The following is a 20,840-nucleotide window of genomic DNA, read 5'->3' on the forward strand; positions in this document are numbered from 1 at the left end:
CAAACCTATGGGGTAGGAACAATGCTGGATCAGCTTGAAGCGGAATTTCCGGAACATACGTCGCGTCCGTCCAATGCGCCGAAAGCCCTGGACGGGATCCGGGTCATCGATTTCTCGCACTTCATCGCTGGGCCCCTTGCCACGATGATCCTCGCCGACATGGGCGCAGAGGTCATCAAGATCGAGACGCCCGGGAAGGGCGACGATCTTCGCCGCTATCCCCCCGTGCACCCCGACCTCATGCACGGCGCCCCGTTTCTCTGGACCAATCGCAACAAGCGCAGCGTGGCCGTCGATCTGAAGTCGGCAGAAGGCCTCAAGATCGTGCGCGAGCTGATAGCCAAGGCGGATGTGGTGGTCGAGAATTTCTCGACTGGAGTCATGAAACGGCTTGGTCTCGACTACGAGAGTTGCCGCAAGATCAAACCGGAGATCATCTACTGTTCGGTGTCGGCCTATGGCCGTGACGGCGCATCCGCTGACAGGCTCGGTTTCGACCCGATCGTGCAGGTCGAGAGTGGTTTTGTGTCCATGAACGGCTACGCCGATCGCGAGGGCGTACGCGCATTGTCGCCGGTCATGGATATCAGCACGGCGATGATGGCGTCCAACGCGATACTCGGTGCGGTGGTTGCACGCGAACGCAGTGGGCTCGGGCAAGCCATTGAGGTGTCGTTGTTCGACAATGCCGTGTTGATGACCGGCTATGCGACGCTGCAACATTTGTTCAGCGGTGCGGATCCTCAGCGCCATGGCAACACGTCTCCCGACACCTGCCCGTCGGGCGTGTTTCAGGCACAGGACCGCTCCTTCTATATCAACTGCGGCAACGACAAGATCTTTCAACGGCTGATGTCGCAGGTGATCGGTCGCCCCGACCTGGCCTCGGCTGAAGCCTATGCCACCGGACCCGATCGCATTCGGCGGCGCGACGAATTGTTCGCGATCCTTGGCGAGTCTTTCGCGCAACAGCCTTGGTCGTACTGGCAATCGCGGATGCGCGTGGCGGGCGTGCCCTGCGGGCAGGTGCGCAGCGTCGGCGAGGCCATTCGCTCTCCAGAAGCGAGAGAGCGTGCGATCGTGACGCGCATCCCGCATCCCACGGTTGGATGGGTCCCGAATGTAAGACTGCCGATCCGATATTCGCACACCCCGATCGCGGATCCCGTCGCCGCACCGGCCGTAGGGCAGCACACGGAAGAAGTGCTGCGCGAAGTACTCGGCTATGACGAAGCCCGCCTTGCAGGTCTTGCGGAAGCAGGGGCTCTGGGCGACCATCGCCGGCTTCAGTCGGCGGAAAAGCAGACATAATGGGACCAACCGATCGGACGCTCAGGGGCCGCGTGGCCGTCGTCGGGATTGGCGAGACGGCGTATTATCGGCACGGGGCTTCGCCGGATGCCGAATTCAAGCTCGCGCTGAAGGCGATCCTGGCGGCATGCAATGACGCCGGGCTCGATCCGCGCGACATCGACGGCTTCGCGTCCTATAGCGACGATCGCAGCGATGCTTCGCGGCTTGCCGCCGCGCTCGGGACACGCAGGCTGCGTGCCGCCACGATGCAGTGGGGCGGAGGCGGCGGGGGTTGCTGCGCGGCGGTGGCGAATGCGGCGGCGTCGATCGTGGCCGGTCTTGCCGATTGCGTGGTCGTGTTTCGATCGCTGGCGCAGGGTCAATATGGCCGCTTCGGGCAGACCACAGGCATCGATACCATCTCGGGCGAGAAGGCGTACCTGATGCCTTACGGCGTGCTGGCGCCGCCACAACGCTTTGCCATGCGGGTGCGCCGCTTCATGTATGAGCACGGCGTGCGGCAGGAAGCCCTGCGCGCGATCGCGCTCGCGTCCTATCACCATGCGCAGGCGAACCTTCGTGCCGTCATGCACGGCAAGCCGCTCGATCCGGCAAAATACGATGCATCGCGCTGGATCGCCGAACCCTTTCATCTCTACGATTGCTGCATGGAGAATGACGGTGCGGCGGCGCTCGTGCTGGTGCCCGAGGAACGCGCGAACGAATTCCGGCACAAGCCGGTCTACGTGCTCGGCGCGGCCGTTGGATCGGGATATCGTACGGGCGCAGCTCCTCACAATTCGCCGCTCTATGCCAGCGCCAGCTTCGAGACGGTCGCATCAGACCTTTACCGGATGGCCAGCCTCGGACCATCCGATGTCGGCGTGGTCCAGAGCTATGAGAACTTCACCGGCGGGGTCGTGATGGCGTTGGCGGAGCATGGCTTTTTCAAGCCGGAGGAGGCGAACGACTTCCTCACCCTTGAGAACCTGATCGCTCCCTCCGGGCGGCTGCCGCTCAATACCAGCGGGGGCAATCTCGCCGAATGCTACATGCACGGCTTCGAACTTGTGCTCGAGGCCGTGCGCCAGGTACGCGGCGCGTCGTCAAACCAGGCCGCACGGAGCGATGTGGCGATGGTTATTGGCGGTCCCATGGTAACCCCCGTCAGCAATCTTCTCCTCGGCTCGGGAGGGACGTTATGAGCGGCAAGGCGAGCGCGACCTATCTTCCGAACGGCCTGCCGATTCCAGTGGCCGAGCCCGATGGCCTGTCAGCGCCGTACTGGGCCGGGTTGCGGCAAAGCCGGCTTCTGGTGCAGCGCTGCCGCTATTGCCAGACTTGGCAGTTCGGACCGGAATGGATCTGTCATCGCTGTCACGCCTTCGATCCGGACTGGACCGAGGTCGAACCGCGCGGCCGTATCTACAGTTGGGAACGCGTTTGGCACCCCTCGCATATCGCGCTGACGCAGCATGGTCCCTATATCGCAGTGCTAGTGGAACTGCCGCATGTCGGCGGCGTGCGCATGGTCGGCAACCTGCTGGGCGATCCCACGCAGGAAGTCGTGATCGGGGCGGATGTCGAAGGTGTGTTCGAGCATCATCCCGATCCGCCATACTCCCTGCTGCAGTGGCGAGTGGTCTAATGCAGTTAGGTCAAAATCAGCGGCTCTGTCGGAAATTACTCCTGTTTGCGCTTAGGGCTGGTCGGGTTTTGCAGCTGCCGAGGGCGCGCTCGTCGATGCTATGCGACATTGTTGGCTAAAATCCCGATTTCCAATGCTTTCAGCATTTGGCTTCAGGAGCCCAAAAGCTTGGTTCGCTTGGGCGAATGAGCGGCCGATTTCCTTGGTGGGCCGGGCAGGACTCGAATCTGCAACCAGACCGTTATGAGCGGGAGGATATAGACTAGCTTCGTTGATTTTGCGGCGTTTTCGTTCGATTTTGATCGCGTTCGTTGCATTCGGGCGAGGTCGTTTCTGGTGTGAAACTGGTGCGGTCCGTTTCCTGACGCGATCGAGCTGCGCGTCTAACCTTGGCGTACCATAGACGCATCTTAAGAGCGCCGCGGCTCGGCGGCCGACGCAAGGCCGATACGGCGCGGCTGTCATAGTACCTTCGCAAAACTTGGCTTGATAAGCGAGAGGCTGCCTGTCTGGCGAACCGGCATTTGTGCTGGTGGCCCAGGCAGACTATGGCTTGGACAGTTTCCATGACACCAGCTGTCGATATCTTGCGTGGGCGGGGTGCTCAATATTTATTGTTTGTGGCGTTGGCCTGGGGGACGGCTAGCTCGGCGCTGTACGCCGAGTCGTTGTCTTCGCATGCGAAGGTTCAATTTGACATTCCAGCCCAGCCGCTGGCCGAAGCCCTGGTGGCCTACGGCGCAGCTACCGGTCTCGAGGTATTTTACGACGGCTCGCTCGCGCTCGGTCAGCGCTCGACAGGGATCAAAGGCGCGTTCGCTCCGATCGACGCCCTGGAAGCGTTATTGCGTGGCACCGGCTATGGTCCCAAGACCTCGCAATACGGCGACGCAATCAGCATCATCAAGACACCGCGCGCCCTTGCCGTCTCACAGACTGCAGCGCTCGGCCGCTTCGAGCCTTATCTCGCCATCATTCAGGCCCGCGTCACGGAAGCTCTGTGCAAAGCCGATGACGCGAAGCCGGACGATGGAGAGATCATGATCAGCTTCTGGCTGGATCCGTCGGGCCGCGTTTTGCGCGCGCAGCTGTGGAGCCCCGGGCTCTCAGCCAATCGCCAGCGCGTTCTTTTGCCAGGGTTGCAGGGTTTGGAAGTCGGGCACGCGGTGCCGGCCGGATTGCCTCAGCCGCTTGCCATGGTGATCTTTCCTCCGTCAAGCCGCGAGCAGGCTGGATGCCGTCCGACCAGCCGGCGGCAGGCCACCAATTAGTGTCGAGGCGTGCGCGGCGCAATGCGAAGGGCTCAAGGGCATGACTGAGCTGAGCCGCGCCCTTTTGCGCCGCGCATTTCTCTTGGGCTACGACGATTTGAAATTGCGGCTGACGAAGCGCCTCGGATCGATCGAGCTCGCGGGCGATTCTCTGCAGGAGGCCTGGCTCAGGCTCGAACGCGCCGCGCCCATTGGACCGGTGCTCCGCCCGCAATCCTATATTTTTCGTATCGCATACAATATCGCTCTCAAGCGCCTGCATCGTGAGCGCGATGTCGTCACGCTTGACGAGGCGATCGAGGAGCTCGACCTTGCTGATGAGGCGCCCGGGCCTGCAGAGGTGACGGAAGGCCGCGCCGAATGGGCCTTGCTGGCACAGGCGACCAAGGAGCTCACGCCACGCCGGCGGGACATCTTGTTTGCGGTACGACTTGAAGGTCTGTCGATCCGCGAAGTGGCGATACAGCACGATATCTCCGAACGTCTTGTCGCCTTGGAGCTAAAAGAGGCCGTGCTGCATTGCGCCGAGCGCCTCAAGCGGAATGTCGTTTCGCGATTCAGTTCAAGGCTGCTCGAGGGATCTCATAAGGAGGAAGCCCAACGAACAGATGAACCGACGGATGGCCATGGATAGCTCTCGCGCTCCGCAGTCCGGCGCCCCGTCGATCGACGAGGAGGCCTATGAGTGGGTGATGCGGTTCGCAGAAGGGCGGGCGAACCGGGCGGATCTTGCCGCGCTCAAACAATGGGTTGCTCGCAGCCCCGCCCACCGTGAGGCCTTCGGCCGGATGAGCCGGACATGGAAATCCCTGGGGCCGGTCGGCAAGGATTTGGCGGCCGACGCTCTTGCAGGCCCGACTTTGCGTGCCCACGATGCAGCCGCGAGCATCAAATCCGGCGTCGGGCGCCGTGCCTTTCTGGGCGGCGCGCTTGCAGCCTCCGCGGCGGGCGCCGCCATTCTCGTTGTCCGGCCTCCGCTCGGATTGTGGCCGTCGTGGTCGGAGTTTGCTGCTGACTACAGGACCGCAATCGGCGAGCAGCGCGAGATCACGCTGGCGGATCGCGCCACTATCGATCTGAACACGCGGACCAGCCTTTCGCTGCGCGCGAGTGGCACGGAGGCCGAGATCATTGCCGGCGAGGCGATGATCTCCACCAAATCCGACACCGCCGATCCTTTCACAGTCGTCGCAGCCGGCGGCCGCATCGCCGCGGCAGCGGCGCGTTTCAATGTGCGGGTCGACGATCGGGTCGCTTGTGTCACCTGTGTGACAGGCGATGTGCGCCTCGAGCGGGGCATGTCCGCGCTGTCGCTCTCGCCTGGACAGCAGATCGCTTATTCCAGCGAACGGATGGGCCAAATCGTCACAGTTGATCCTGTCACGGTTTCGGCCTGGCGAGACGGGATCGTCGTCTTCCAGTCCACACCGATCGGCGAGGTGATTGCGGAGGTCAATCGATATCGACCGGGGCGAATCATCTTGACGAACAAGGACCTAGGGCGCCGCCTGTTCAACGCGAGGCTCAGGATCGAGAACATCGGCCGCGTCGTTTCGCTGATCGAGGAGGTATTCGGCGCCCACGCGACCGCGCTGCCGGGGGGCATCCTGCTGCTTGGATGACCTCTCAACTTTTTTTGCAGATCTGAGCCCGTCCGGGGATCCAGGAATCGAGAGGGGGCATCCGCGTGCTGCCCCGCCGAGAACGATTGCCTGAGAAAGCGTATCCATGCCTGTCGAGACCACGGCCCTTCGACTTCATCCCCGCCGAACCCGCGCTCATTCAGCACTGCTTGCCGGCGTCAGCGCTGTTGCCCTTCTCGGAGCCATGACCGGAGCCGAAGCCCGCCCGCTCGGCGGCTCGTCGCCGTCCGCGGCCGCGGCTGCAGCCGCGCAAGCCGCGTCGCAGGACGCGGCAAGGGCGGCGCAGCAGGCGGGCGATGCCCTGAAGCGCGCCTCCCAGGCGATCCAGGCCATCCAGGCCGCCCAGAGTGCCGCGCGCAATCTCGCATCGCAGACGCAAAGTGCGATCCCGAACGGGCTTGTTCCCGGTGGCCTGGTCGTCGCGCCGGGTGCGGGGACGTCATCCGGCGTGTGGACCGGCGCGCAATTGCCGGCGCAGGCACAGGTTAACGGCCGCACGCAGGTCGACATCAAGCAGACCCAGCAGAAGGCGATTCTCAACTGGACCACGTTCAACGTCGGCAAGGAGACCACGGTCAATTTCGATCAGCAGGGCAACAGTTCGTGGACCGCGCTCAATCGCGTGGTCGACCCGAGCGCGCGTCCTTCGCAGATTGCCGGCCAGATCAGGGCCGACGGACAAGTCTACATCATCAACCGCAACGGCATCATCTTCGGCGGCGCGTCGCAGGTGAATGTGGGCGCGCTGATCGCCGCGACCGCCAACATCACCGATGACCAGTTCTTGGATCGCGGCATCTACTCGCAGCAGCTCTCAGGCGCCTATCTCCCGAGCTTCACTGGCGCGGCCGGATCGGTGACAGTGGAGGCCGGCGCTGAGCTCACCACGCGCTCGCCGAAATCGGTGAAAGAGGGCGGCCGCTTCGTCATGCTGCTCGGCAGCAACGTTGAAAACGCGGGATCGATCTCCACGCCGAAGGGCCAGGCGTTGCTCGCGGCCGGCAACGACTTCATCCTGCGGCCCGGCTACGGCACCGATGCCAATCAATTCTCGACAACCCGCGGCAGTGAGATCGCGCCGGTGATTTCCAGCAGCGGCACGAGCGGCAGTGTCACCAACGCAGGCCTGATCTTCAGCCAGCAGGGCGACATCACGCTGGCCGGGAGGGTCATCGCACAAGACGGAACCCTGGTCTCGACCACGTCAGTCAATACGCGGGGCACTATTCATCTCCTGAATTCAGCGGCCGACAGAAATGGCAGCATTGTCTTCGGCGGTGCCAGTGTCACCACCATCCTGCCGGAGCTCGACAGCGACGAGACCGCGCTCAACAGGCAGCGCGACGCGTTGATCGCGGCGTCGATGACGCAGGACCGCATCCGCGCGCAGGCGAATTTCGGACAGTTCGATAATCTTGCCAAGCTGGCGGACCAACAGGATCAGTCGCGTATCGAGATCGTCACCGGCGGCAACGTCCTGTTCAAGAACGGCTCGACCACGATGGCGCAGGGCGGGCAGGTCACCGTTTCGGCGGGCCAGCGCATCGTCACCGAAACTGGCGCCACCATCGACGTTTCCGGCGTGCGGAGCGTGCTGCTGCCGATGTCGGTGAACAACATCAAGGTGAACGTCCAGGGCAACGAGCTCCGTGACGCGCCCGTCAATCGCGACAGCGGCAATCTGATGAACGCCAATGTGTGGATCGACGTGCGCGATCTCGTGCTGGTCCCGGCGGGAACCGGCGGCTACGCCTCGGATCGGTACTATACGCCGGGCGGGCTGCTCGAAGTTTCGGGTTACCTCAACAACACCGCGCACACGATCGGGGAGTGGACCGCGCTTGGCGGCACTATCACACTTTCCGGCCCGGAAGTGGTGGCGCAGCCAGGCTCCATCTTCAACATCTCCGGCGGCGCCGTCACGTATCAGGGCGGCTATATCCGTACGACAAATTTCCGTGGTGCCGACGGCGGGATCTACAACATCGGCAACGCGCGCGCGGATGTGCTGCTCGATGGCGTCGCCGGCGGTTTTACGCGCAAGCACGAGCGCTGGAACGTCACCGAAACCTGGACAAACCCGCTTGACAAAGGCGCGGTCAGCGTCCGCTGGGAGGACGGCTACACGGTGGGACGCGATGCCGGCAGCCTCAATCTGTCGACGCCGACCTCGGTCTTCGCGGGTACGATCGTGGCCGATGTGATCCAAGGCCAACGCCAAGTCGAGGCGCGTCCCGACGGCGTCACCGATGGCTACAAGTTCTCGCAGAACACCGCGCCGCTCGCCGGAACGCTCGCACTCGGTCAGTACACCGCGCTTGGCCGCACTGGTGTCTACAACACGGATGTAGTGTTTATCGATCTGACGACTGTATCGCCGCCGGCTGACCGCACCAACACCGCGTGGTTTGATGCTCAACATCTGAGTCAGCAGGGGCTTGGCGCTATCGATTTCGCGACCGGCGGCAAGATCACGGTTGATGCGCCGTTGTCAGTTGCCGACGGCGGTTCGGTTACGTTGACTGCGCCGATCGTTGACATCAAGGCCGACATCACGGCTCGCAGCGGCGAGATTACGGCGACCAACCATTTCACATTGGGCACGCCCGTGGGTGGGACGATGACGCAGGTGCTGACGTCCGGCGGCGTCTCGACCATCACGGTATCGCAGGGAGCAAAGCTCGACACCCGTGGACTATGGGCGAACGCAATCAATGACCCCGCCGACGAAAGCAAGCGGGCTTTCATCGATGGCGGCGACGTTCACCTGGTGTCTTCCGGCGACGTAATCGTCGCCACAGGCAGCATGATCGATGTGTCATCAGGCGGCCTGATTTCGCACAAGGATGACTTCACGGGCGGCCGCGGCGGAAACGTCACTCTTCGGGCAGACGCCGTCCCGATCGGCGTTGCGCCCGGTGTCGGAAGGCTCACGCTCGACGGCGACATCAGCGGCCTCGGTGCCGCGGGAGGCGGGACACTCACGTTGGGATCGGGCGCATCTGTCGTGCTCGGCGGCGAAGTGTTGGCGACTAACGGCGTGTTGAGCGCCGGCGAGACAGCGCCCGTCGATCTCAAAGCCTTGGAGGAATTCCGCGTCCGCGCCGGCGAAATCTTGCCGGCCGACTATATCCGCACTTTCACGGTGGCGCCTCCAGGACAACCGATCGGTGCGGCTCCGCACATCACGACGCCTATGATCCTTGCAGCGGATTGGACCCCTCCACCTTCGCTATCGACAGTGACCAGCTACTATATGGTTGTTCAGGGCAGGGGCAATGTGTATGTTGGCGCCCAAAACCAGCCCATCATCCCGGCTGGATCAGTCATAACTTTTATCAGTGGCACAGAGGTCTTTCCGTTAGACTACGTCGTGCCCGCCAACGTCTTTCCCAGCGGGATACCCATCGTCCCGACGACGGTGATCGTGAGTGCCGGCAATCCGTCGCCTGTGGACGTGGTCTTTGCTGCCGGGACGATCATTCGCGCCGGCGCGGTCATGGGCAGATCGGTGGCCGTGGCGCCGCTTCAGTACCTCAAGCAGAACCTGCTGCAGAGCGGGTTTTCCAAATACGACATCAGAGGCAATACCGGTCTGCTCGTCGCGCCCGGCATGCAGCTCGATGTCACGATGCCGGTCTATCGATTGTCGTCGGCCGGCTTCAGTGCGCCGACCGGCGCAGATCCATCGGCGGCGATGGAAGTTTGGACGCCGCCGCTCTACCTTGATGACCGCTCGGCAGGCAGTTTCACGCAGCGCGGTGGTGCCGACCTGTCCCTGACGTCGGCGCAAGGCATGGTGCTCGCCGCGGGTTCGGCGATCAGGGTGGATGATGGCCATTCGGTCACGTTGAACGCGTTGTGGCAAACGACCATCGAGGGCGCCGTCACGGCGGCGGGCGGCACGATCACCATCGGCAGCGATCTCGGTTCGGCGGACTATCAACAGACCGGCTTCCCCGGTGAGTCGATCTGGATCGGCGATCATGCGGTGCTCGATGTTGCCGCGCGCCCGCTCAGCGGTGTCGATATGAAGGGACACCGCTATGGCATCGTTCGTGATGGCGGCTCGATCAAGATCGGTATCGCGTCGCTCACTCCTGACAGCAAGGGCATGCTGCCGGCGACCCAGTCGCTTGTCGTCATCCGGCCAGGTGCCGTGCTCGATGCGTCCGGCACGCATGCGGCGATCGATCTCTTGGTCGGGGCCGGCGCGATTGCGGGTTGGCAGCCGATCGATGCGGCGAGCAACGGCGGCTCCATCCTGATTGCCTCGCAGAACGGACTTTATATCGATGGCACGATGCGTGCGGTGCCTGGCGGTGCCGGTGCCGCTGGCGGTACTCTGACTCTCGCTCTGGAAACGCCGTACTACAATCCTTGGACCGCGACCGGCCCGCGCATCTTCACGATCACCCAGGACCGCGCTCGGAGTCCATTGCCGTCCGATCTCCGGCCGCGCGCGAACGATGCATCGCTCGTCGACGGCAGAGCCTATGTGAGTGCGTCGCAGGTCGCCGAGGGCGGCTTCGACAATCTTGCACTTTGGAGCCGCGACGTCTTCCGCTTCGAAGGCAATGTCAGCCTGTCCACACGCCAGAGCCTCGCGCTTTATCGCGGTGCGCTGTCCGTGGCGCCCTCGACTCTGGATGCGCGCGTTTCGCTGTCGGCTCCTTATGTGCTCCTGGATGGCGCGACGGTCGTCGATATCCCACCCGGCCTGGCTTATCCGGGCCTCCTGGGCTGGCAGCCATCGGATACCAACCGCGGGGTGCTGACAGTCACCGCCGATCTGATCGACATGCGCAATCGGGTATTCTCGGGCGTCTCCGGGATATATCAGACGGGTATAGAGCCGGCGCCGATCATCAACCACATGATCGATGCTCCTGGATTCGATTCGATCGAACTCGTCAGCCGTGGCGACGTTCGTTTCGGCAGCGGAGTTTTTGCCAGCGGTGGCGACATCACGATCGAGGCGGCGCAACTCTATCCGACGACCGGCGCCGCCACCACCATCGCTGCCGGAATGACCAAAAATTTCCAAAGCATCGTGCGCAATGCGGAAGGCACTTTGACCATTCGCGGCAATGGCACCAATCCGGCGCTTCCCCAATCTGTTTTTGGTGCATTGGGCTTTATCGCGACGACAATCGACCAGGGCGGCATCGTGCGCGCGCCGTTGGGTAGCGTCGTGTTGGGCAATGTCGCATCGGTCTGTCCAGGGTGTTTCGCTCTCGCTCCCGATAATGAATTCACGCCCCAGCCTCCCATGACCGTCACGCTGCGCAGCGGCAGCATCACGTCAACCACCGCTGCCGGCCTCATTGTGCCCTACGGCGGAACCACCGATGGTCTGTCTTATAAATATAATGGGGCCGATGTGGTTTTCGCGGATCTCGGTTCGCTCAGCCCGGCAGGAGAGCAGGCTGTTGGCGTCACGGTGAAAGGCAATCGTATCGTTGCCGACCCGGGCTCGCTGCTCGATTTGTCCGGCGGTAGCGAACTCACCGGCGCGGCTTTCGTGAGCGGACGAGGCGGTTCGGTGGATGTGCGTGAAACGCCGCTCGTCAACGCCAATCCCGCGAACACATACAGCAAGACATCAAATCGCGTTTATGCCCTCCTGCCCAGCTATGTTAGCAGCTATGCACCGCTAGCGCCCGATAATGGAGCTGGCGATCCGCTGGTCGGCCAGCAGATTACATTGCAACGGCCGGCCGGTGGGTTGCCCGCAGGCACCTATACGCTGTTGCCGTCGACCTATGCGCTGCATCCCGGTGCATACCGCATCGAGATCGGCGGCAGTAGCACCGCAATGTTCGGAGCGGTGGCCTTAGGCAATGGCTCATACGTGACCAGCGGCACACTCGGCATCGCGAATACCGGTTTCCGCTCGGCTCTCATGCGCCAGATCATTTTGACTCCAGCCAACAGCGTGCGGACTTATTCTCGCTATAGCGAGACGAGCTACAGCGACTTCGCCATCGCCAATGCGGCGACGTTCGGCCTGGCGCGGCCGCGCCTGCCGATCGATGGCCAAGTCGTCAAGCTCGACCTCGGGGCCGCCACCGGTGAGATTCTGTCTTTTGAGGGCACCGCGCTTTTTGATCCTGCCAAAGGCGGCCGTGCCGGCATTCTGGCGGTTGACGGGACCGGCTCGATCGAACTCAAAGCCGTGGGCGCTGCCGCCACGCCGGGCATGGCGTCGATCGACACGGAGGATCTCTCGCGCTTCAATGGTGGCACGCTGTTGATCGGCGGTGAGTATATCTACTATTCCGGTGCCGGCCAAACGGACAGCAATGGCGCGCGTACCTTTTTCGCCGCTAATACAAATAATGTCTATGTCCGCGCCGGCGCGGTTCTGAAAGCCGGCCAGATCCTGCTGTTGGCGAAGAACACCATCCAGATTCAAGATGGAGCGGTGCTCGACACCACGCGCGGGAGCACCGATGTCCTCGATTCGAGAGATGGCTATATCTTCGGCAATTCGGTCAACGGAAACTCTGCAACGGCCGGCGCCATTCTCTCCGTCGCCAATGGATGGTTGAATTTTCTGCCGCCGGTGACGAGCACGGCAGGTACGGTCACCATCGAAGATGGCGCAGCGCTTCGCACACTCGGCACCATCGTGGTCTCGTCGAGCCTCGGGCTCAATCTCGGTGCCAATGTCGCGCTCAATGCGCGCTATCTCACACTCAGCTTGCCGGAGATCAACGTCGGAACGGACGCGTCGCTCGCGGCCGCCAATGCCGCCGGGGCGCTCGGTTCCGGCTGGCTGTTGACCCAATCGACGCTCGATCGGCTGTTGGCGCCTGCTGATCCGGCGCTGGCGCGCGTCGAGCGGCTGACGCTGACAGTCGGCTCTTCGCTCAATTTCATTGGCGACGTCACGCTCGATGCGCGCAGCAGGGACGGCGGCAACACCATGATGGTGCTCAACACGCCCGCCATTTACGGCTGGGGTACGCAGGGCGACGTTGTGACACTTGCCGTCGATACGTTGATCTGGAACGGCGTAACCTCCGGACTGGGGACATCTGCGAGTCCTTTCGTCAGTCTATCGCCAGGCGCGGTGCGGCCCGGCGGACCGGGGACCGGTCATGGCACATTGGCGATCGACGCGCGCGAGATCATGTTCGGTTATGATCCGTACACGCGCAACCAGAACGAGATCGCGCTCGACCGTCTTGCCCTCGGCTTTGCAACCGTCAATCTGACGGCGTCGGATCGGATCACGGCCAAGGACCGTGGTACGCTCTCGGTCTATCATACGGGCACCAATGCGCAGACCTATGCGGGCGGCGAGCTCAACATCACGACGCCGCTGCTGACGGCAGAAGCCGGCGGCTTCATGTCCTACACGGCCGGCGGCGCCATCACGGCACGCGCGCCGGGGGGCGGGGCTATAAACACTGCAGCTGTCAATGCACTCGGCGGGGAGCTTCACTTCAACGGCAGCGCCATCAACATCGACACCGCGATTGCATTGCCGAGCGGCCGGCTGGAGCTGAATGCGACGGGCGATGTGACGCTCACCGAGCGTTCACGGATCGATCTGTCGGGGCGCGCCGTCACCTTCTTCGACGTGACCAAATATAGTTGGGGCGGCGACCTCGCGATGGCGAGCGCAGACGGCGCAATCACACAGCATGCCGGATCTGTCATCGACGTATCCGCGGTCCGCAATCAGGCTGGCTCGGTCGAGGCGATTGCTCTGGGCGCGAACGGCACCTTGGTATTGAATGGCACGCTTCGCGGATCGAGCACGGGTGACTTCCGATCCGGCGGCTTCGATGGCCGCGCACGTTCTTTCGCAGACTTCGCGGGCTTGAATGCGACGTTGAATGATGGCGGCTTCTTCGGTTCGCGCACCTTCGTGATCAAGACCGGCGATCTGGCGATCGGCGACGACGTACGCGCCAACGAGGTGAACATTTCGGTCGACGGCGGCAGCCTGACAGTCAATGGCCGGATCGACGCCAGTGGCAAGACAGTCGGCATCATTCGCCTCGCCGCGCGCGACGATCTCGTGCTTGCGCCTACAGCCGTCCTCGACGCGCACGGCACCGTGCTGCAGGTCGACGGCTATGGGAAGCCGATCGAAGCGTCGAACCGCGGCCATGTGGAGCTGACGTCCGCGCAAGGCACGGTACGCCTTGCGTCAGGCGCCACCATCGATCTTCGATCCGCCGATGCGGTGGCGCGCGGCCAGATCGAGATCAACGCGCAACGACGCGGCGGAGCCAACGGCACAGGCGCCGGCGCCAACGACATCGCGGTCGAGGCCGCCGGCCCGCTCAACATTTGGGGCGCCGGCAGCATCGCGGTCAACGGTTTCCACCGTTACGAATTGGCCGATGGAATCGTCAACCAAAGCCTGCTCGATGCGATTCACGGCGACAGCACCGCATTCATCGACGCGGCTTGGGCCAATGGTGCGTTGCTGAACAGGTTGTCCGGACTCAGGGCCTACGGCGATGCCTTCCATCTGCGGCCCGGGATCGAGCTCACGGCCACAGGCGACATCACTGTCGTCGGCGATCTCGACCTCGCCGGCTATCGCTACGGTCCGAATGCCGATCCCGCACGGCGAGGCTCCGGCGAACCGGGTGTCGTGGTGATGCGCGCCGGCGGGAATCTCAAAATCAATGGCAGCATCAATGACGGCTTCGCGCCGCCGCCGGTCACACCCGACGACGGCCGCTTTCCTGGGGAGACGCTCACGTTCATTGGCGGGCAGCCGATCGCCGAGGAGGTCGTCTTCACGGCGCCGTTTTATGAACCCTATGGGATGAATGTCTTCATCTTCCCGGTCACCGCGCCCGGCGCGAACGATCCGGTCGTGGTCTCGGGCATGATCAGCGATGACTACGCCACGTATGGGCCCGGGGACACCATTTTCGGAGGTGAACTGTATGGCACCATTCGCATCGCTGCCGGCACGGTTGTGACCGTGGACGGCGATCCGAGCCAGGCGACCATCAGCTACACGTCGACGCGGCAAGGCAAGATGTGGGCTGTGGCGCCGATGCTGGCCCCGGGCTCGCTATCCTGGTCGACGCGCTACGTGGCCGGTGCCGATCTCGGCGCTGCCGACACGCGTGCGATCCAAACGCAACGCACTGCCGGCAACATCGTGTTGAAGGATCCTCACGGCACCGGGATCGACGGCGGTCAGGAGGCATCGAGCGTACTGCGCACCGGCACTGGCAATATCGAGCTGCTGGCTGCCGGCGACTACCGCCAGGAGTCGCTGTTCGGCGTCTACACCGCCGGCACCGCTGTGGGGGGCCTCGCGCGCGAAACTCGCAGTGACGGCACCGTGCTCGGCCCGGACTATGCAGCCTACGAGGCGGCGTTAAACCCCATCGGCGTCTATTTCACCGAGCACGGCGGCGATGTGCTGCTGGCGGCGAGGGGAGATATTCGCGGCCGTATTGTCATGAACCAGTTCAGTTGGAACGATGGCGTGCTGTCCTCCGACATCGAAAACTGGTCCTGGAGCCAGCAAGGAAGCTGGGGCATCAATTTCGGAACCTACGCTGTCGGTACCGAGACGCTGGTGATGCGCGGCTTTGCCGGCATCGGCGCGCTCGGCGGCGGCAACGTGATCTTGCGCGCCGGCGGAGACGCCGGAGAGAGCAGCATCGGCGACGTGACTGTCATGAGTACGACGGCGTTGTCGGCGGCGATCGGCAGCAGCGGGCGCATCGGCGCCAGTGGTGCGGTCGTTCGTAGCGGTGGCGGTACATTAACGGTCGATATCGCCGGCCGCCTCAATCCGGGAATGAACCTGAACCTCGAAGAGAGATTGTACGGTGATCTCACCAATCTTCGTGGCAATATCGATGTGCGCGCCGGCGCCGTCGGCACCGCCCTTGCCGCACTCCATGGTGTCCCCGAAAGTGGCTACCCGTTGCCGCGGTCCGGCGATCCGCGTCCCATCGATCCGCTCGCGTCTTATAAGTCGGTTATGTACGGCCGGGTGACCTTCAACGTCGGCGACGGGGCGGTGACCGCCGACAGCAGGACCGATCTCGTCACTGACGCTTATGCTGTCCGCGATCTGTGGACGGACACGACAGGCGCAACACTGTTCTCGGCAGGCGGCGACATCAGCCCGGGCGGTCTGAACGTTTTCTTGCAGCCGGTCGTTCCCTCGCTCTCGGTGACAGCGGCGCATGGCAACATCCTTCTATCCGGACCAATGGATTTGTTGCCGTCGCCGATTGGGCAACTGGAATTCCTCGCTTCGAATTCCATCAATGGCCGGGGTGACAAATACGCGTGGATCCCAGGTTATGTCGGCATGCAGGTCGGCACACCGTTCGGCAATCTTCATATCGACGACCCCGAGCCAATACGCTTCTACGCCGTCGCGGGCGACATCGCCAATGTCCAGGTCGGCCAGAGTGAGCTGGCGGGGCCAGGTCAGATCACTTATCACGTCGCCGGCAAGCAAGCATGGCTGCGCGCGGGGCGCGACATCTTCAACACCAGCGGCGTGATCCTCAACAACCGAGACACCGACGTGTCGATCGTGTCGGCTGGTCGCGACATCATCTTCGCACACTTCGAGATCGCCGGTCCCGGCACGCTGCTCGTCTCCGCCGGCCGCAACGTCTATCAGGCCGACTACGGATCGCTCACCAGTATTGGTCCGCTTGTGCCGGGGGATCTGCGGCCCGGTGCCGGCATCGTGGTGCAGGGGGGTGTCGGTGCTGCTGAGCCGGACTACAGCGCCCTTGTTGCGCGCTATCTGAATCCGGCCAATTTGGCGCAAAACGGAATACCGTTGGCCGACCAGCCCGGCAAAGTGGCCAAGGTCTACACGGCCGAACTCGCCGCGTGGCTCTCGGAGTATTACGGCTTTGCGGGAATAGCCGACGAGGCACCGGCATTTTTCGCGACGCTTGCCGCTGAGCAGCAAAACATCTTCCTGCGCCAGGTCTACTTCGCCGAGTTGCGTGAAGGCGGACGTGAATACAACGATCAATCGAGCTCGCGTTATGGCTCCTACCTGCGCGGCCGTCAGATGATCGCGACCCTGTTTCCGGAGACGGACGAGAACGGCAAGCCCATCCAGCAGGCGGGCGATATCGTCATGTTCGACGGCTCGGGTGTGCGCACGAATTTCGGCGGCGACATCCAGCTGATCGCACCGGGCGGGCAGGTCATCATCGGCGTGGAGGGCAAGGCGCCGCCGGCAACCGCCGGCGTGATGACACAGGGGTCTGGCGATATCCAGATCTACGCGAAAGAAAGCATCCTGCTCGGCCTCTCGCGCATCATGACCACGTTCGGGGGCGACATCCTCGCCTGGTCTGCCGAAGGCGACATCAACGCCGGTCGTGGTGCCAAGACCACCGTATTGTACACCCCGCCCCGGCGCGTCTACGACAAGTACGGCAGTGTGGCGCTCTCGCCGGTGGCGCCGAGCTCGGGCGCAGGCATTGCCACGCTTAGTCCGATCCCGGAAGTGCCGCCCGGCGACATCGATTTGATCGCGCCGCTCGGTACGATTGATGCCGGCGAGGCGGGCATTCGCGTCTCTGGCAATGTCAACCTTGCGGCGCTGCAGATCATCAACGCCGGCAATATCCAGGTGCAGGGCTCCGCGACCGGCATTCCGACAGTGCAGGCGCCGAATGTCAGCGGCGCGTTGGCTGCGTCCAACACCGCCGGTGCCGCGTCGCAACAGGCAAAGACACCTCAGCAGGGACCTGCCGACGCGCAGCCGTCGATCATCATGGTCGAATTCCTCGGCTTCGGCGGCGGTGGTGGGAGCAACCGTGAAGAACAACGGCGCCCGCAGGACGAAGAACGCCGCAGCCAGATTCAGGATCCGAAAAGTCGCTATCAGATCGTCGGTGCCGGCAATCTCACGGAAGAGCAATTTCGTGAATTAGCCGACGAGAGGCGCAAACGGATTGGACGCTGAGACCGACCGAAACGAGGGCTATACGCGGCATCGGCCTCTGCCACTTAACGGCGTGCCGATCACCGGCCAACGGGGAGGGTCGATGGGCGGGCCTACAGGGATCATTGCGGCGAGCATGGACTGTCCAACGTTCCGTCGTCGCTGCTCATCCGTCGACAAGTCTCGCGCAATGAGCGGTCACAGAAGTCCAACTCAGCTCGTCCGGTGCCGTTCCACGAAATCATCGCCCGTCAAATTGAGCATCGCGGATGCCGATCCGAAGCCGCTCCGGCTGGTTTACGATACGACACCCAATCGGCCCAGACGCGGCGTGAAGCGAAGCGCTACCTCCTGCCCGGTCTCGATCGATTCATAGAGCGCCGAGATCAGTTCCAGGCTCTTGCGGCCCTCGAGTCCATCAACCAGCGCGGCGCGCTGGTTCACCAGGCAATCGACGACGTGTTGGTAATAGGCCTGATGGCCGAACCCATAGACGTTCGGCGGGTTGATTGAAAATTTCTCGATCACGTCCTTGTCCGACGGCAGTTCGTCAACGAAACGCCAATGTCGAATCTGGTTGACTGCAAGGCCCGCAACTTCGACTACCCCCTTTTCGCCGAGAATGGAGAGCGATCCTTCGAGGTCTGTCGGCCGCGTGGCGGTGGTCGCCTCAATGACGCCGAGCGCGCCGTTTTTGAACTTCAACGTCGCGACCGCCGTGTCCTCGGCCTCGATTCGCACCAAGGCGGTGGTCGCGCGGGCATGAACGCTAATGACATCGCCGAAAAACCATTCCAGCAGGTCGATGTAGTGGCTCGCCTGATTGGTGAGCACGCCCCCGTCATAGGCCCAAGTGCCACGCCAGCTGTCCTGGTCATAGTAGGCCTGATCGCGACACCAGCGCACGCGCACTGTGCCGAGCACGAGCTTACCGAAGCGGCCGGCCTCCAGCGCCTCGCGTGCTTTGACCACGGGAACATTGAAGCGGTTCTGCTTGACGATGAAAAGCTTGACGCCGGCCTCGTCGCAGGCACGGATCATGTCGTCAGCGTCCTGTAGCCGCAGCGCCATCGGCTTTTCCACCACGACGTGCTTGCCGGCCTTCGCGCAGGCGATGACGTGCTCGCGACGCATGCCGCTCGGGGTCAACAACGCGACCGCATCGATGTCCCTGCGGGCGAGAAAGTCATCGATGTCGTAATGGGCGGCAACGCCGAACTTCGCTGCGACCGCATCCGCGCGGGTGCGCACTAGGTCGCACACAGCCGCGAGCGCTGCGCCCTCGATACGATTGTCGCCGAGCAGATCGGAATGGCGCCTGGCGATACGCCCGCATCCTAGCAGGCCGAACCTGATCATTGAGCCTCCTTTTCGGCGCGGAGACTACGCGGGGGCGACAATGATACGACGCTCCCGGCTCCATATTAGCAAAGGTTCCAGTAGATCAAGTCAATTGGGACGCCGCACGTTCCCGGCTCGAATGGTTCGGGAATCGTTTTTTTGGCTGAACCCATCTCTCTCCTGTTTCATCATTTCCTGCTCCAGCGGATCAGGAGACCGAAACGACGCGCAGGTTGTTGGTCGTTCCGCCCTGGCCTAACGGTATGCCGGCAACCACCACCAAAGTATCACCGGCGCCGGCGAAGCCTTCCCGTTTCGCAAGCTCGGTCGCGCGGCTGACCATCTCCTCGTAACTTTGCACGTGCTCGGAAGGCGCGCTGTGTGCGCCCCACAAGAGGCAGAGACGACGGGACACTTCCACGCTGGTCGTCGTGGCCAGGATCGGCACCCTGGGTCGCTTCCGCGCAACACGTGCGGCCGTTGTCCCGCTCGAGGTATAGGCGACGATGGCCGCCGCACGGATCGCGGAGGCTAAGTCGGCCGCCGCCGCGGCAACCGCATGCGGCGGAGTCTGTTCCTCATCGGGCTGGGTTGCTTCGATGATCGAGCGATACATCTTGTGCTGCTCCGTGCTGCGGATGATGCGGTCCATCATTTCGACGGCTTCGCGCGGGTACTGGCCCGTTGCAGATTCCGCCGACAACATCACCGCATCCGCGCCGTCATAGATTGCAGTCGCGACGTCTGACGCCTCGGCACGCGTGGGTGTTGGTGCTGCCACCATTGAATCGAGCATCTGAGTGGCGACGATCACCGGTTTGACGGCCAGCCTGCAGGCGCGTACCAGCTCCTTTTGGCGAGCCGGTACCTCCTCATGCGGAATCTCGACCCCGAGATCGCCGCGCGCAACCATGATCGCATCCGACATCTGGATAATATCATCGATCCGCTCGAGTGCGGCGGGCTTCTCGATCTTCGCCATGAGCCCGGCGCGCCCGCCAATCAGAGCCCGTGCTTCGATCATGTCCGATGGCTTCTGCACAAATGAGAGAGCCACCCAGTCCACGCCAAGGCCCAAGCCGAATTCCAGATCGGTGCGGTCTTTTGCGGTGAGCGGCGACAGGTCGAGAATCGTTCCGGGCAAATTGACGCCCTTGTGGTTCGAGATCGCACCACCGACAATGACTTCGGCCGCGATGTAGTCATTGCCCAGTCCCGTCGCGCGAACGCGCACCCTGCCATCATCGATCAAAAGATCGTCGCCGGGCGCAAGGGCCGCAAAGATTTCCGGGTGCGGCAAGGGTATAGCCTTGCCGTCTCCTTCCGATCCGGAGCGAACAAAGCGAACGATCTCACCAGGCCGAACCGTGATCTTCTTGTCGCGCAGGGCGCCAACGCGAATTTTCGGCCCCTGCAGATCCATCAGAACGCCGATCGGGCGGTGCATATCCCGCTCGAGTGCCCGGATCGCGGCATGGACATTTGCATGATCCTTATGGGTTCCGTGGCTGAAGTTGAGACGGAATGTGTCTACGCCTGCGAGAAACAGCGCCTTAAGCATCTCTGGCGAAGCGCTGGCGGGGCCAACGGTAGCGACGATTTTTGCCCGTCGAGAACGCATGACCATGTGCTCCCTTCCGTTCAGGCGATCACGCACGCCTTGGAGGCGACGTCATCTAGAAGAGCTGCCTCTTGCGGTGAACGCGCCGAGGACAGAC

General features: G+C 63.0%; 9 protein-coding genes. 7 read left to right on the top strand and 2 right to left on the bottom strand.

The window, feature by feature from the left end; translation table 11 throughout:
- Nucleotides 1-21 precede the first annotated feature (21 nt).
- From J6497_RS14695 to J6497_RS14725, 7 genes are all read left to right on the top strand, one after another.
- A complete protein-coding gene (locus J6497_RS14695) occupies nucleotides 22-1,311 on the top strand; it encodes a CaiB/BaiF CoA transferase family protein (protein ID WP_225704979.1) in 1,290 nt (429 codons plus the stop codon).
- Complete coding sequence (locus J6497_RS14700) at nucleotides 1,311-2,498, top strand: thiolase C-terminal domain-containing protein (protein WP_225704980.1); 1,188 nt, start codon at nucleotides 1,311-1,313, stop codon at nucleotides 2,496-2,498. The genes J6497_RS14695 and J6497_RS14700 overlap by 1 nt, the downstream gene beginning before the upstream one ends.
- Nucleotides 2,495-2,941: a Zn-ribbon domain-containing OB-fold protein gene (locus J6497_RS14705; protein ID WP_225704981.1), complete on the top strand. Its 447-nt coding sequence runs from the start codon at nucleotides 2,495-2,497 to the stop codon at nucleotides 2,939-2,941. The genes J6497_RS14700 and J6497_RS14705 overlap by 4 nt, the downstream gene beginning before the upstream one ends.
- 566 nt (nucleotides 2,942-3,507) lie before the next feature.
- A complete protein-coding gene (locus tag J6497_RS14710; RefSeq protein ID WP_225704982.1) occupies nucleotides 3,508-4,212 on the top strand; it encodes an STN domain-containing protein in 705 nt (234 codons plus the stop codon).
- A gap of 40 nt (nucleotides 4,213-4,252) precedes the next feature.
- Nucleotides 4,253-4,846 (top strand): RNA polymerase sigma factor, encoded by a 594-nt coding sequence (locus J6497_RS14715; RefSeq protein WP_225704983.1) that lies wholly within the window; start codon nucleotides 4,253-4,255, stop codon nucleotides 4,844-4,846.
- Nucleotides 4,839-5,834: a FecR family protein gene (locus J6497_RS14720; protein WP_225704984.1), complete on the top strand. Its 996-nt coding sequence runs from the start codon at nucleotides 4,839-4,841 to the stop codon at nucleotides 5,832-5,834. The genes J6497_RS14715 and J6497_RS14720 overlap by 8 nt, the downstream gene beginning before the upstream one ends.
- A 205-nt stretch (nucleotides 5,835-6,039) precedes the next feature.
- Complete coding sequence (locus tag J6497_RS14725; RefSeq protein WP_225704985.1) at nucleotides 6,040-17,802, top strand: filamentous hemagglutinin family protein; 11,763 nt, start codon at nucleotides 6,040-6,042, stop codon at nucleotides 17,800-17,802.
- A gap of 276 nt (nucleotides 17,803-18,078) precedes the next feature.
- On the opposite strand, the gene J6497_RS14730 is transcribed toward J6497_RS14725, so the two are convergent.
- Nucleotides 18,079-19,140: a Gfo/Idh/MocA family protein gene (locus J6497_RS14730; RefSeq protein ID WP_225704986.1), complete on the bottom strand. Its 1,062-nt coding sequence runs from the start codon at nucleotides 19,138-19,140 to the stop codon at nucleotides 18,079-18,081.
- Between the two features lie 190 nt (nucleotides 19,141-19,330).
- Nucleotides 19,331-20,743, bottom strand: coding sequence for a pyruvate kinase (gene pyk, locus J6497_RS14735; RefSeq protein ID WP_376708206.1), 1,413 nt, complete (start codon nucleotides 20,741-20,743; stop codon nucleotides 19,331-19,333).
- Nucleotides 20,744-20,840 lie beyond the last annotated feature (97 nt).

The organism is Bradyrhizobium cenepequi (assembly GCF_020329485.1).
Taxonomy (GTDB): Bacteria; Pseudomonadota; Alphaproteobacteria; order Rhizobiales; family Xanthobacteraceae; genus Bradyrhizobium; species Bradyrhizobium cenepequi.